The following is a 13333-nucleotide window of genomic DNA, read 5'->3' as shown; positions in this document are numbered from 1 at the left end:
GCCAGGCGACATGATAGAAGGACACTAATTTAGCCTAGTATTAATTCATGTCCTGATGCACCAAAAGGCTATCGAAAGAAACGGGACGCGGGCGCACGGTAGCACCGTCTTTCAGTCCCTGGGAACCTTCGTACACAATCTTTTGTCCTGCCTTCAGTCCGCTATTGATGAGGTAAAAATAACCTAACCTTGGCCCTGCCTCAAAGCTGTGCATTTTCACCTTATTGGAATCGGCCAAGACATATACATAGGTATGATCCTGAATCTCAAACACGGCCTTTTGTGGCACAATGAGCGCTCCCTCGAGGCGATGAGGCAGTTTTACCTTGCCTGTGGCGCCGTGCTTCAACAACCTATCCGGATTGGGGAACCTGGCCCTTAGGGAAATAGAGCCCGTAGATGCCTCAAACTCCGATTCTGCCAGTTCCACCCGCCCTTCATAGGGATACTCCTGCCCATCCGCCAATGTGAGCTTCACGGGTTGCGCCAGGATGCTTTCATTTTGTTTGCTAGCTATATTCTGCAAATACTCCGTCTCGGAGATATCAAAATAGGCAAATACCTCCTGCAAGTCGGATACGGTGGTCAACAGCGCCCCCTCGCCCAGCAGGCTACCCACCTTGAGCGGTATGCGGTCTATCCGGCCATTGAAGGGCGAGCGCACGTTGGTAAAGCTCAGCCTTGTCTGGGCATGTTGCAGTACACTTCGCGCTTCCTGCACCCTGGCCTGTGCCGCATTCAACTGCGCCTGCGCCACGTCCAGGTCTGTCTTGGAGATGATGTTCTTATCCACCAGCGCTTTCACGCGTGTGGCTTCCACTTCCACGATCTTGGCATCGGCAATGGCATTGTTCAACGCGGCCTGTGCCTTGGATACCTCTGCCCTATATTCTTCATCGTTTATCTTGAACAGGATCTGCCCCTTGGTCACGGCAGCACCCTCATCCACATAGATCTGGTCCAAGAAGCCCTGCAGCCTAGAACGCACTTCCACGTTCTTCACGGCCTGTATATCCGCTATATAATCGGTATATAGCACCGTGTCTATGGTGCTCAAGGTCACCACGGGCACTTGCTTCCCCTTCTCTCCATCTGCCGTGCTGGAATTACTTCCGCTAGATTTACAGGCAAACACGCATAATATCGGCATCCACAAATAGGACCACGCTTTTTTCATCAGCATATAATAAGTTTTTATTGTAATTGGGAGTCTTTATGTTCGACTGCTTAAGGTGCTCCATCCAGCAGGCAAGGCGGCATATATCAAATAGCCATACGAGCCCTTGGATGTTCCCTATAAAAATCTTTGAGTTAATTAATTATGATCTCTAAATCAGTTCATTCGTGTAGTGCCATCATAATCCCATTATGACGCCCTATCGACCATCTCATTAAATAACAAAAAGATTAAAAAGGTTTTAATCGGAAAAGAAAGGTATAATAGCCAAGCAGGTGTTTCAGCTTGGAAGAATGTGCTATGCTAAAAACGACCTTAGAAGATAGCAAGGCCAAGAGCGGAATTAGGCTGACCTGATATACCCATAGCGGGGTACTGCATATCAGGTTGCCCAGAAAAGACAATATCTTGGTAAATAGATCGGGATCGGGATCGGTCTCGTGCAAGGGCAGTTCGAGCACATCGTTCAGCAGGCATTCCAACAGCGTATCGCCATCAAATTCCGGCATATCCGCCTCGGACGATCCTGAAAGGTAGGCATTCACGGCGTACTGCCCGCCCATTCCTCTCAAGCTACTCTGCGGGAAATACGTAATCGTATTTACGAACACTAGTAGCATAAAGAAATTGAAACACTTTGCCGCCATCATTGCAAAAGTAGCATAAAGTGTCCCTGTATACAAAATTTCTCGTGAATTTGCCACATCATTTTTACACTTTGGCCGTATTCAATAAGAAAACGCCCTAGCCAAATAGATGCCCAAACAGCTCTTCTACGGTGGCTACCAAGGTGATTTTCACGCTGTATTTTTCGAGCACGAGGCCCTTTTTGTTATAACGGGGGATGAACACCCGCTCGAATCCCAATTTCTCGCACTCTGCTATGCGCTGGTCTATGCGGGTGACGGCACGGATCTCTCCCGAGAGCCCCACCTCACCGATAAAAGCCATCTGCTGCACGATGGGCATATCCTGCTGGGAGGAAATGATGGCGGCTATCACGGCCATATCAATGGCGGGGTCTTCTACCCGGATGCCCCCGGCGATGTTCAGAAAGACATCCTGCATGCTGAGCCGGAAACCGAATCGCTTTTCCAATACCGCCAGCAGCATGTTCATCCGCTTGGTATCGTAGCCCGTGGACGAACGCTGCGGAGTGCCATAGGCCGAGTTGCTCACCAAGGCCTGCACCTCCACCAACATGGGCCGCACGCCTTCCAGCACCCCCGCAATGGCGATGCCGCTCAAACTGGCTTCCCGCTCGGAAAGCAGGATCTCCGAAGGATTGGATACCTCCCGCAATCCCGTTCCGTGCATCTCGTAGATCCCCAGTTCGGACGAGCTGCCAAACCTGTTCTTCACGGCTCGGATGATACGGTACACGTGATGCCTATCGCCCTCAAACTGCAGCACGGTATCTACCATATGCTCCAGCACCTTGGGGCCGGCTATGCTCCCCTCCTTGGTGATGTGCCCTATGATGAACACCGGCGTGCCCGATTCCTTGGCAAAGCGCAAGAGCTCTGCCGTGCACTCGCGCACCTGCGACACGCTGCCCGGCGTAGAGTCTATGTGGGACGAATGCAGGGTCTGGATGGAATCTATGATGACCACCTGTGGTTCCACCTGGGCTATCTGCTTAAAGATCTGCTGGGTGGAGGTTTCCGTGAGGATATAACAATTGGCACGGGAGGACTGGTTGAGCCTTTCGGCACGCATCTTCAACTGCGATTCGCTCTCTTCGCCGGAGACGTACAGGGTCTTGACGTTGGGCATATTGAGCGCCACCTGCAGCATCAGGGTGGATTTACCTATACCGGGCTCTCCGCCTATGAGCACCAAAGAGCCCAGTACGATGCCCCCACCCAGCACCCTGTTCAGTTCGGTATCGGGCGTCACCAGTCGCTGCTCTTCCGAGTACACGATCTCGTGGATGATGGCGGCCTTGCTGGTTCGGCCGCTTTCCCTGGTCTGGCTCACGCGCCAGTCGGGCACCTTGCTGGTGGTCTTCTCCGCCAGTTCCTCCACCAAGGTGTTCCACTCGTTGCACGAGGGGCACTTGCCCAGCCACTTGGCCGACTCGTAGCCGCAGTTCTGACAGTAATAGACGGTTTTTGCTTTTGCCATGGAGGTCAAAGATAGGGAATTTAATGGTTTAGTATAGACGTAAGGTGTTACGTCTATACGGTTTTTTCCCTCCGCTCTTTCCCTTCCGTCGCTCTTGCCGCGACAGGGCACCTACTTTTTTGCCAAAGCAGAAAAAAGTAGGCAAAACCGAGTCCCGACAGCTGTCGGGACGAGCTCATGAGCACCTTTGAAAGCAAACCAAAAGCGAATAAACTGCTTTTGCGGCTGTGGAAAGTTTGCTGGATTTTGGTGCCCTCTACCAGATGGACGCTAGGCTTCGCTGCATCCATCCCTTTGATCCACAAGCTACCAAAATCCCGAGACGCAAACTTTCCAAGGCCGCCCTGCATAGTTCCGCCTGCCTGCGCCGCAATTCTACCGTCCGCAAGCTCCTCAGCTGGCGCGAGTTTCGGGGTAATGGCCACGTGCGGGCTGGTTAACTCGGGCTCTCCAATAAAAGCAAGTTTTCAACTTGCTACCCTACCGAAGTTGCAAGCTTCTATTTATCTGTAGGTCCAAGTTAGCCCACAGCTGTTCCCCTCACCAAAACTTGAACCAGTCCCTGCTCGGCACTGCCTGCATGATCGGTGGAGCAGCCCTTGCCCTGTTTCCATTGCCATGGAATGGGCAGGGCCTGCATAGCAACGTGCACGCCTGTTTCTGCTACTATGAATGTTTTCCCTTTCAGAAAGCCTTACAAGTGCCACACGCCCACTTGCTCTAGTCTTTGGTCTTTCTGCTTTAGTCTCACATCTGATCCAGAGTACGCTCTTTGCCTATATTAGTCCGGTATTAGTAGCCTATGGTGCCGCTTTTGCGGCTTTTTACCGAACTATTAGGCAATATGGGTCGAATATAGTACTCCCCAAAAACTGGACAGCTGCTTAAATGTTTAAATTAGCAGTTGAAAATGAAAAAGGAACGTAGAAAATTCAGTGCGGGCTTTAAGGCGAAGGTAGCCATAGAAGCGATCAAAGAGCAACAGACCATTCAGGAACTGGCAGTGAAATATGAGCTGCATCCCACCCAGATCAATACCTGGAAACGTGAATTTCTGGCCGATGCCGAACAGGTATTCGCTGGTGAAAAGAAAGAAGAGAAGGAAGATTCAAAGGAAAAAGAGTTGTATTCCAAGATAGGGGAATTACAGGTCCAGGTAGATTTCTTAAAAAAAGTGTTGGGGAAATGAGTATGGAAGAGAAACGCAAACTGGTTTCCCCGTCCGAGAGAAAGATCAGCGTTTCGGATCAGTGCAGACTTTTGGGCCTTCCGCGCAGTAATTATTACTACTATCATACTACCCAAATATTGGACAACTGCATAAATGTTTAAATCAGCAGTTGAAAATAAGAAAAGAACGCAGGAAATTCAGCGCCAGCTTTAAGGTGGATACTACGGTTCAAAGATGCCATTTTCGTTTGATATTGTTCAACATGTTACGGTTCTAATGGTGCCATTATCGATTTAGCACATATTGGCCATTGGTGTTATTGGCTACCTCAAACTAAGGCAGTCGATTGGTTATCGGGGATATTCTACCAACAAGGCAATCACCCTTCCATTTCCTCATGCGCCCGGATTTGCCCCTCTAGGGTAGAGGTAACCGAAGAGACGTTTTCTGGGGTGACGATGTCTACCCGTACCTTGTCACTGGACTTGCCTTGCAGAAAATCCGTAATAAAGGTGCGCAGGTCCTCATTGGACTGGGGCATTTGCGAGAGCAGGTAGAGATGGGACGGCTCGCTGGCCGTGGCCAATTCGTCTATTTGCCCCGCCCAGCGACGCACCTTGTTCTTGATGACATCATCGCGCAGCAGGTCAAAATTGACCGATTCGAAGAAATGGAGGTGGCCGTTCTTCCAGCTATGGTCAAACAGCAGCTCGTTGTACTTGGTGGTTCACCGAGCATGGCGCCAAGTGCTTGGTGATGTTCCTTTGCTCGAAGTATTGCCTATAGATCTTGTTCCTCACTTCCTTATCGCTGTTTACTTCCTTCTCCTTTTCCAGATGGCGGATGCTGATCATCCTATCGGAAAGGTGCCGGGTGAGCGAACGGATATCCAGGTCCAGTCGCTGGCGTACATTAGAGAAAGACAGGGAACTGTCATCCTTGGGAAATATGGAACGGGTAAGCTCATCGACAGATTCGTATCGCTCCAACGGCAGATCGCTAGCCAAGCGATGCTGCACCTTGGCCAGTGCGGTATGAATAATATGCAACTGCTTGGTGAGATAGCGCAACGGTGCCCCAGGGAATACCTGCCCCAGCCCTGCGGCCTTGTGCAGGATATCGAAATCCAGCACTTGCTGCTGCCCATCAAATACCACTACACCTACATTGAGAAACTCGCCAGAAACCTTGTCTGGCTGAAATTGCAACAATTGATATTGAAACGTTTTCATGCTAAGAGTTGCTTTATTTCGTTAATCCATTCATCCTTATGCGCTATCAGGGAAGTGCTGCGGGCGACAATGCCATCAAACAGCTCTCCTACGAACCACTCTTGCGGAATCAAGGTCCTGGCCTTGTCCCAAAACGAGCCGTCCAAAGTAACCATTCTTTCCTTAAATGCATCCACCTCTCCTATTTTGCCCTTGAGGCGTTGGTAGAGACAATGTTTTGTCATCCAGCCCCTATCTCCATCGGAAAACACCCAAGGAGTGGGATTGCGCAAAAAGGCAGGAGTTGTGGCATAGCCAAAAGCCAATTCGTGATCCAACAGTACCAAGTTCTTTCCATTGGTAATCATATTGGGCTTGGCATGGTTCCTATCTACGTTTTCTATAAACACATCGAAGGCGAAAATGTGTTGTCCCAGCTTTTCCAGTTCATTGCTCAAGGTTATCTGATTGTCTAAAATGAAATGGCTCTTTTCGTATTCGGATCCTACATTGTAACCCAAGCTCTTGCTGGCCTTTACATAATATGCTTTGCCCCTTAAGGTCTCCACAAAATTGTCCGTCACCTCTATTACTGCCGGCATCACTACCGATATGCCAAGCTCTATGGCCATAAATACAGCAATAAGCACGCGCATGCGACTTTCTTTGTGCATGCGCTCGGAGGCATTCAATTTCACCACGTAATCGCCACGTTCGACTGTTTCCTTATCAATGCCGGCAACGATGAGCGGCTGGTTTGCACTGTTCTTTAACTCTTCTCCTCCCTCGACCGCAAATACGTAAGGAAGTTTAAAATCCGGTAATTTTATTGACAAATTGATTTGGCTTTGATTGTTGACCCTAAAAAAATACGTTAAGCATCAGCCGTTTACGATGTAAATATAGGGTTTATTTTACACCAAAAACAAACCTTGCCTGTACTTTAACTTAACCCGTCCCGCCAAATTCTCATAACACAGGAATATAAGTCTTGAAAAACACCATGCTTACAAAATTGCGACCAGAATCGTTGTTTATTACGAGTTCCCCGTAATCGATTTTTCATTGAATAGCATACGTTTGCCAGACGCTTACAGTCCTTCCTACTCCACGCCTTTGCATAAAACTCTCCGACACCTAGAAGTAGGTTTTTATATTAAAGAAAAAGGGAAAACTCAAAAGCTAAAACCCCTAAGGGAAGTCGTAGAGAGCTTTGAGGGAGGATTGAGTAAGCTTATATTGGGATATCGAACATGCTATCACTGAAAAACAAAGAGAGGGTTTGGGCAAAGGGGCCCAGTTTTACACTGAATATCAGCCTAATAAAAATCTCCAACCATTGGTTGGAAAAACTAGCTGGAGCAAGTATGTCGTTGTTCTAAAAAGAATCTTAGCTTCAGAGAATCATTGAAAATCATTAAATTTGGACTATGGAAACAGTCGTAGCCGATGTCATAGCCATTATCGAGGAAGGCCGCAGAAAAGCAATTAATGCCGTGAACACGAATATGGTGGAAGCTTATTGGCTTACTGGCAAACGCATTGCAGAAGAAGAATTACAGGGGTTAGAGCGCGCTGAATACGGAAAATCTATAATCAAAACCCTTTCCAGGGCATTAACGACAAAATATGGCAACGGTTATTCTTCAGCAGCCTTATATAGCTTTAGGCAATTCTACTCAACCTATCCTAAAAATGAGATTTTCTACACAGTGTGTAGAAAATTGAGTTGGAGCCATAATAGGCTAATTATGAGAGTCGAAAACGCTAAAGCAAGAGATTACTATCTCCAAGAGGCAGCCGAACAAGGATGGACTGTACGTACATTGGAAAGAAACATCAACTCCTTCTATTATGAGCGCCTGCTGACTTCAAAGGATAAGGAAACTGCCATCAAGCACAGCAATACGTTGGAAAAGCAACGTACAGAAGATTTCATCAAAGACCCTTATGTATTCGAATTCCTCAACATACCCCAACCTATAGATGCTTCAGAAAAAGATATCGAATCTGCTCTTATTGAAAACCTACAGCAATTCCTGCTCGAACTCGGTAAGGGCTTTTCTTTTGTTGGCCGCCAATATCGTATAAGCACAGAGTTAGAACAGTTTTACATCGACTTGGTATTCTACAACTACCTACTAAAAAGTTTCGTACTTATTGATCTTAAGGTAGGCAAACTGACGCATCAAGATATTGGGCAGATGGATATGTACCGAAGGCTATTTGATGATCTCAAAAAGCCCGAAGGCGATAACCCCACCATAGGTATCATCCTATGTACCGAGAAAAGCGAAACAGTAGTCAAATATTCGGTCATTAGCGACAACAATCAGATATTCGCCACCAAATATATGCTCTACCTCCCCTCTGAGGAAGAACTGATCGTAGAAATTGAACGTGAGAAGGAAAAGTTGAGGTTGTTAAAGGAGAAAAATTTGAAAGAAGAGAAGAATAACGGTGATTAAAAAAAAGAAATAGCCAAGGTCGCAAAATGTGATCTCAAAAACCGATTAGATGAAAATAAGCAATCAAGATTACAGAATTAACCGTTATAATTTTTAAAATTATTTAAAATGGAAGATCAAAAGAAAGGCAAAAAAATTATCTCCGTGACGGTATCTTGGTTGGAGTTGGAATAATTTTAGGTAAACTCATTTTTGATGTTATTTGGCCAATGATTTTAAATAATCAAAGATTGTTTCTTTAAACCGTCGGAGGGGCGATCGTTAGCATGGTCGGTTTCCTGAAAATGAAAGAGCAGGATAAGAAGGATATAGTGTTCGGTATACCTTCAAAAGAGAATGGTTACAAAAAACGGAACCCGGAAGTTTGAAATTGCTTTCAGGGACAAACGGAATATAGATCATGGCTGACCTTTATAAAGATAGATACCGCATCCCTTCCGCCAGAGCATCTTGGTGGGACTACGGTGCGAATGCTACATACTTTGTCACGATCTGTACAAAAGACAGGGTGCCATTTTTCGGAGAGGTGGTGGATGGGTTTGTGCGGCTGTCGGAGATTGGGGAGTTTGTTGAAAGATCTTGGAAGGAGATCCCGAATCACTTTCCATTCGTAATCCTAGATGAATTTGTGGTGATGCCAAATCATGTGCACGGTATTGTCGTGATAGACAAACAGCATGGCGAAGGCACCGGCACCGTAGAGACGCAAGATTTTGCGTCTCTACAAAACCGTAATACAGGCAAAAAAACAATTAACAAATTCGGACCTCAATCAAAGAATCTTGCCTCCATTATTCGTGGGTTTAAAATCGGTGTCACGAAATCGGCACGTCTCATACATGCCGATTTCGCATGGCAACCCAGATACCACGACAGAATCCTCCGAGACCAGCCAGAACACGAGCGGATCGTCTCGTACATACAGGGTAATCCCACGAACTGGGAGCAGGACGAGCTATATTAGTAGAGTTCCTATAGGTCAATAAAAACAAACAATTTCTGAAGAATTGCTTCAGGAACGACTGTGCAGATACAAGACTATTTATCGATAGATTTGTTTAAATACGGGTGTTTATAACACAATGTATACCGAATAATTTAAACTAAAGCCCCATTTGATTCCCCGTAATTAGCACTACCGTGTACTCACGAATAACTTGGTTCGGTTCTCGCTAGTCGACATTTCCTGTCAGCGAATCCACTGGTGGTCGGACACGGCGTCGAATGACCGATAACGTGAGGTCTCCGACCTCAAATAATGGAATAACGGATTGCAAATCCGTATTTATCTGTATGTTCGAGATGCCTGCCTGTCCGGTAGACAGGCGCTTTGCTAACATCTCGAACAGCTCAAATGTTTTTTCGTTTCTTTTTTAAAATACTTTTTTTGAAAAAGACATAAGTCTTGAGGCTTTCATCAGCATACGTTTGCCAGACGCTTACAGTCCCTCCTACTCCACGCCTTTGCATAAAACTCTCCGACACCCGGAAGTAGGTTTTTTCACAAAAAGAGGCTAAATGATTTTTAACTTCCTGAAAAACGAGTAATTTTAAAACAGCAATTGACCGGGATTATCCCGTGAATTTTCGAAGTACGTATTTTGTCAAGCAAAAATGTATCCTCAACTGATTATATCCGGATAACAAGGATTATTGTCGCGGATATGTGAGAGTTGGCAGAAATTTCAGACAACAATCGTTTTCAAAACAAACATTTATGAAGAAAATCAATCTTACCGAATTGTCAAACGAAGAATTATTGAAAGAAGCGAAAAAAAGAAAAACGACTTTTACATTTACCGTTGCATCAATCGTTCTGATGTTTATTGTCTCTATCATAACGATTATAGATAACGATATTAAAGTGCTGACTTTTATGCCGGTCGCTTTCATCGGAGTTGCCGTGGTTACATGGAAACAATTTAAGTTAACGGAAAAAGAGCTAAATCACCGTAACCTGAAATAAAGAACACTATGAACCGTCCATGTTTAAAATTTCATTTTCGTCACACAGGAGAATGTAAATTTTAAACATGGTAAGCTCCATCTGACCGATGGAATAAAATTATTTACAGATGAAACAAAATAAGATTGCTGAATTAAGCGATGAAAAACTATTGAAACAAAAGGGATTACTAAAAAGTATTCTGATGGCTTTTGGAATTATGGGGATCTTGATGCTTGCCGTTGTGATTTATATTTATGTTACAAGCGATAGTGACAAATTAGCCAGAATATTTCCGCTGCCTTTAGGGCTTCCTATATTTATTTTTCCAATAAGCTTACTGCCAACTTTAATAAACTTGAATTTGTTAAACAAAGAAATCAAATCACGAAACCTGAACTAAAAAATGGAAGAGAAAGAATTAAAAGAATTGACAGACCAAGAGCTATTAAACGAAGAAAAAAAGCTGAAATCATTCTCTATATTAAATGCTTTTCTTATTGGTTTTCTATTAGGAATTATTTTTGTCAGCATATATTATAACGCATATGGGCTTGCACTTCTACTACCTCTCTTTCTAATCTATAAATTTGTTAAAGACCCTAAAAACAAAAAAGTTAAAGAATTGGAAGTCATATTGAAAGAACGAAACCTGAAATAAAATATGCAACGCAATTAAATTGGATATAAAAGCAATTTATCTAAGTTTGAGCCTTCGGCTTCGCATTTAGGTCTTGTGGTAAAAATCCCGCCCATCGCCAATACGCGGCCCGTTATTTGCAAATTTTGATGGAACACTTATGACAGAAAAAATAATTGACAAACAAACAGCAGAACATTATTTGTGGGGCAACAACTGTGATAGTTGGGTTTTAGCAGATACTGTTGGACTTTCGGTCAAACAGGAAAGTATGCCGAGTGAAACAAGGGAAAAATCACATTTTCATGTCAATGCTCAGCAATTTTTCTACATACTCAAAGGTGCTGCAACTTTTTATTTAGATGGGAATAAAATAATTGTAACCGAACAAAAAGGGCTATTAATCCAACCCAAAACCAGACACTTTATTGCGAATGAGACCACGGAACAACTTGAATTTCTTGTAATCTCCCAACCGACAACAAATAACGACAGAACTACAATTGATGAGCAATCATAAACCATACGGCATGGACGAGTTATATTTTGGTAAAAAACGACCCGGAATTAGACAAAGCAAATACAGCAAAAAAAAGCGGTCTCCTGCATTTGTGTTGCACAAACGCAGGAGACGGCCGCCAAATAGCCAAATAGAGTAATCTATATATAACCTAACCTCTTACCTAGACCGTATTTCCTTGCGCATGAACAGGTAGTAGGATATCGCAAAGCAAAGCACGGTAGCCGCTATGAGGCCCGTGAGCTGCGGCCATACCAGCAGCAGGCTTTGCCCCAAGGGTAATGGACTGGGAATGGCGCTGTACACCTGCTCCATGGTGAGCGGCCCCAGGCTCCTCACCGAAGGCATGAGCAAGGTCGTCGTCGCATCGCTATACAGCTGGCTGGGCACTATGCGCAGCATGTTCATCACCAAGTTTTGATAGGCCATCATTTGCTGCGGCGAGGAAGCCCCGTCCGGTATGATAGCCCTGGCTATCAGATTGACTATAATCTGATAGAACACGGTAAAGAACAACCATATGGCTATCGCCGTGAGGGCCGATGTGGCGGCCTGCTTGAACCTGATGGAAAACAGGATGGACAGGTTGAGCCAGAAGGCCACATACAGCACGCTCAGGAGCAAGAAGAACAGGATGCGCAGAAACTCGCCAGCCGTAGGGGGAATACCCACGATGAACAGCCCCAGCCCCATGACCATGAAACCCAATGCGAAGAACAGGGTGCCGATGACGATGAGAGCCGCCACAAACTTGGCATTGATGAGGTAATCGCGATGGATGGGCTGTGCCATTACCCTGCTCAATGTACCGGCATGCTGCTCGGAATTGATGGCATCAAAGCCCAGGGCAATGCCCAGCAAAGGCCCCAAGAAACCGATGAACACGTGAAAAGGAGGCAACGAGCCATCCGAGACGGTAAAGAGCTTCAGGAAAAAGAAAGCCCCGTCCGGATCATCGGCCTTGATGGACTTGCCCAGATTAGTGATGGAAGTGTACAGGGAACCAAAGCAGGTGAGCAGGATGAGTACCAAAAGGATGACGAAACGCCAACTGCTCACATAGTCCCTTATTTCCTTGTTCACGATCACCCAAAATGGGTGCAATGGCTTATTAGCTAAGCTTGCCATAGGCCTCCTTTCCTTCAAAATACCGATTATAGATCTCGTCCAGGCCGTATTCCCTATGGGTCAGGTGCACCAGCTCCAAGCCGGACGACACCAGCCTATGGGCTATCCGTGCCGTAAGGTCTTGGTGGCAGGCCACGTGAAAAAGTTCCTGTGGTGCCTGTGTGACAGAGGCAATGCCTTCCAGCGGCGCTAAGACCGTTCTCACCTGCTCAAAGGTCGCGCCAGATACGCCTAGTTCCACCTCAAAGGCCTGCTCGGGAAAAAGCTTCCTGGAAAGCGTGGGCACATCGCCTTCGGCCAGCAATTTGCCCTCGACAAACAGCCCTACCCTGTCGCATACCTGCTGTACCTGGTGCAGGTGGTGGGAGGAAAGCAGCACCGTGATGCCCTCTTCCTTGCTAAGCTGCACGATGAGGTCCAGAAACTCCCGCACCCCCTTGGGGTCTATACCCAAGGTGGGCTCGTCCAAGATAATGACCTCGGGGTTTTTGATAAGCACATCGGCCAGGCCCAGCCGCTGGCGCATCCCCCTGGAGTATTTCCCTGCTTTCTTGCCCGCATGATCGCTAAGCCCCACACGCTCCAGGAGCCTGTCGGCCCTAGCCTCCGCTTCCTCCCCGCTGATCCTGTTGAGGCGGGCAGTGTACAAAAGGTTTTCCAGTCCGCTGTAGTTTTCGTAAAACCCTACGTCGTCGGGCAGATAGCCTACCCTTCTTTTAACCTCTATGGGGTTTACCGTGGCATTGATGCCGCAGACCTGCACCGTGCCCGCATCCGGGTCCGTAAGGCCGAGCATCATCAGGATGGTGGTCGACTTACCTGCCCCATTCGGCCCCAGCAGGCCAAAGACCTCTCCTTTCTTGATCGTCAGATCCAAATGGTCTACGGCCGTCAGGCTGCCGTATCGCTTGGTAAGCCCATTGATTTCAATTACGTCAGACACGGC

18 protein-coding genes are annotated in these 13333 nt (G+C 46.4%); 7 read left to right on the top strand and 11 right to left on the bottom strand.

Annotation, left to right across the window (positions count from 1 at the left end; all coding sequences use genetic code 11):
* Positions 1-40 precede the first annotated feature (40 nt).
* The 5 genes from A37S_RS0100920 to A37S_RS28110 form a co-directional block, all read right to left on the bottom strand.
* On the bottom strand, positions 41-1177 hold the full coding sequence (locus A37S_RS0100920; RefSeq protein WP_036600832.1) for an efflux RND transporter periplasmic adaptor subunit: 1137 nt from the start codon (positions 1175-1177) through the stop codon (positions 41-43).
* 230 nt (positions 1178-1407) lie between these two features.
* A complete protein-coding gene (locus A37S_RS0100915; protein ID WP_157278284.1) occupies positions 1408-1797 on the bottom strand; it encodes a hypothetical protein in 390 nt (129 codons plus the stop codon).
* A gap of 124 nt (positions 1798-1921) precedes the next feature.
* Positions 1922-3304, bottom strand: a complete 1383-nt coding sequence (gene radA / locus A37S_RS0100910) for a DNA repair protein RadA (RefSeq protein ID WP_028295370.1) — start codon at positions 3302-3304, stop codon at positions 1922-1924.
* A 53-nt stretch (positions 3305-3357) separates the two neighbouring features.
* Positions 3358-3729, bottom strand: a complete 372-nt coding sequence (locus A37S_RS0100905; RefSeq protein WP_028295369.1) for a hypothetical protein — start codon at positions 3727-3729, stop codon at positions 3358-3360.
* A 95-nt stretch (positions 3730-3824) separates the two neighbouring features.
* Positions 3825-3956, bottom strand: coding sequence for a hypothetical protein (locus A37S_RS28110; RefSeq protein WP_281169841.1), 132 nt, complete (start codon positions 3954-3956; stop codon positions 3825-3827).
* Between the two features lie 258 nt (positions 3957-4214).
* Here A37S_RS28110 and A37S_RS0100895 point away from each other — a divergent pair, with 258 nt between their 5' ends.
* Positions 4215-4493, top strand: a complete 279-nt coding sequence (locus A37S_RS0100895; protein WP_028295368.1) for a transposase — start codon at positions 4215-4217, stop codon at positions 4491-4493.
* A 361-nt stretch (positions 4494-4854) separates the two neighbouring features.
* On the opposite strand, the gene A37S_RS0100890 is transcribed toward A37S_RS0100895, so the two are convergent.
* The 3 genes from A37S_RS0100890 to A37S_RS0100880 all read right to left on the bottom strand — a co-directional run bounded on the left by A37S_RS0100890 (position 4855) and on the right by A37S_RS0100880 (position 6522).
* Positions 4855-5091 (bottom strand): calponin homology domain-containing protein, encoded by a 237-nt coding sequence (locus A37S_RS0100890; protein ID WP_028295367.1) that lies wholly within the window; start codon positions 5089-5091, stop codon positions 4855-4857.
* Between the two features lie 82 nt (positions 5092-5173).
* The gene (locus A37S_RS0100885) at positions 5174-5707 is read right to left on the bottom strand and encodes a DUF3037 domain-containing protein (protein ID WP_028295366.1); all 534 of its coding nucleotides are present in this window, start codon (positions 5705-5707) and stop codon (positions 5174-5176) included.
* Entirely contained in the window at positions 5704-6522 is an 819-nt protein-coding gene (locus A37S_RS0100880; protein WP_028295365.1) for a HipA family kinase, read from the bottom strand. The genes A37S_RS0100885 and A37S_RS0100880 overlap by 4 nt, the downstream gene beginning before the upstream one ends.
* A gap of 594 nt (positions 6523-7116) precedes the next feature.
* Between A37S_RS0100880 and A37S_RS0100875 the strand changes: the two genes are divergently transcribed.
* Together A37S_RS0100875 and A37S_RS0100865 are read left to right on the top strand one after the other, a co-directional pair.
* Complete coding sequence (locus A37S_RS0100875) at positions 7117-8154, top strand: PDDEXK nuclease domain-containing protein (protein WP_028295364.1); 1038 nt, start codon at positions 7117-7119, stop codon at positions 8152-8154.
* A 400-nt stretch (positions 8155-8554) separates the two neighbouring features.
* Positions 8555-9118 (top strand): transposase, encoded by a 564-nt coding sequence (locus A37S_RS0100865; protein WP_028295363.1) that lies wholly within the window; start codon positions 8555-8557, stop codon positions 9116-9118.
* Between the two features lie 208 nt (positions 9119-9326).
* On the opposite strand, the gene A37S_RS26960 is transcribed toward A37S_RS0100865, so the two are convergent.
* Positions 9327-9494, bottom strand: a complete 168-nt coding sequence (locus A37S_RS26960) for a hypothetical protein (RefSeq protein WP_157278281.1) — start codon at positions 9492-9494, stop codon at positions 9327-9329.
* Positions 9495-9871: 377 nt separating this feature from the next.
* On the opposite strand from A37S_RS26960, the gene A37S_RS0100855 reads away from it, so the two are divergent.
* The 4 genes from A37S_RS0100855 to A37S_RS0100840 all read left to right on the top strand — a co-directional run bounded on the left by A37S_RS0100855 (position 9872) and on the right by A37S_RS0100840 (position 11259).
* Complete coding sequence (locus A37S_RS0100855; protein WP_028295362.1) at positions 9872-10120, top strand: hypothetical protein; 249 nt, start codon at positions 9872-9874, stop codon at positions 10118-10120.
* A gap of 109 nt (positions 10121-10229) precedes the next feature.
* Entirely contained in the window at positions 10230-10502 is a 273-nt protein-coding gene (locus A37S_RS0100850) for a hypothetical protein (protein ID WP_028295361.1), read from the top strand.
* Between the two features lie 3 nt (positions 10503-10505).
* A complete protein-coding gene (locus A37S_RS0100845) occupies positions 10506-10760 on the top strand; it encodes a hypothetical protein (protein ID WP_028295360.1) in 255 nt (84 codons plus the stop codon).
* Positions 10761-10899: 139 nt separating this feature from the next.
* Positions 10900-11259, top strand: coding sequence for a cupin domain-containing protein (locus A37S_RS0100840; RefSeq protein WP_028295359.1), 360 nt, complete (start codon positions 10900-10902; stop codon positions 11257-11259).
* 159 nt (positions 11260-11418) lie between these two features.
* Here A37S_RS0100840 and A37S_RS0100835 read toward each other — a convergent pair whose 3' ends face one another.
* Positions 11419-12387 (bottom strand): ABC transporter permease, encoded by a 969-nt coding sequence (locus A37S_RS0100835; protein ID WP_036600775.1) that lies wholly within the window; start codon positions 12385-12387, stop codon positions 11419-11421.
* Positions 12371-13330 carry an ABC transporter ATP-binding protein gene (locus A37S_RS0100830; protein WP_028295357.1) on the bottom strand — a complete coding sequence of 320 codons (960 nt, stop codon included), beginning with the start codon at positions 13328-13330 and terminating at the stop codon, positions 12371-12373. The genes A37S_RS0100835 and A37S_RS0100830 overlap by 17 nt, the downstream gene beginning before the upstream one ends.
* Positions 13331-13333 lie beyond the last annotated feature (3 nt).

It is taken from the genome of Olivibacter sitiensis DSM 17696, from assembly GCF_000427965.1.
Classification (GTDB): Bacteria; Bacteroidota; Bacteroidia; order Sphingobacteriales; family Sphingobacteriaceae; genus Olivibacter; species Olivibacter sitiensis.
Note: the sequence above shows the minus strand (reverse complement) of the source record. Positions and strands in the feature narration are given on the sequence as shown.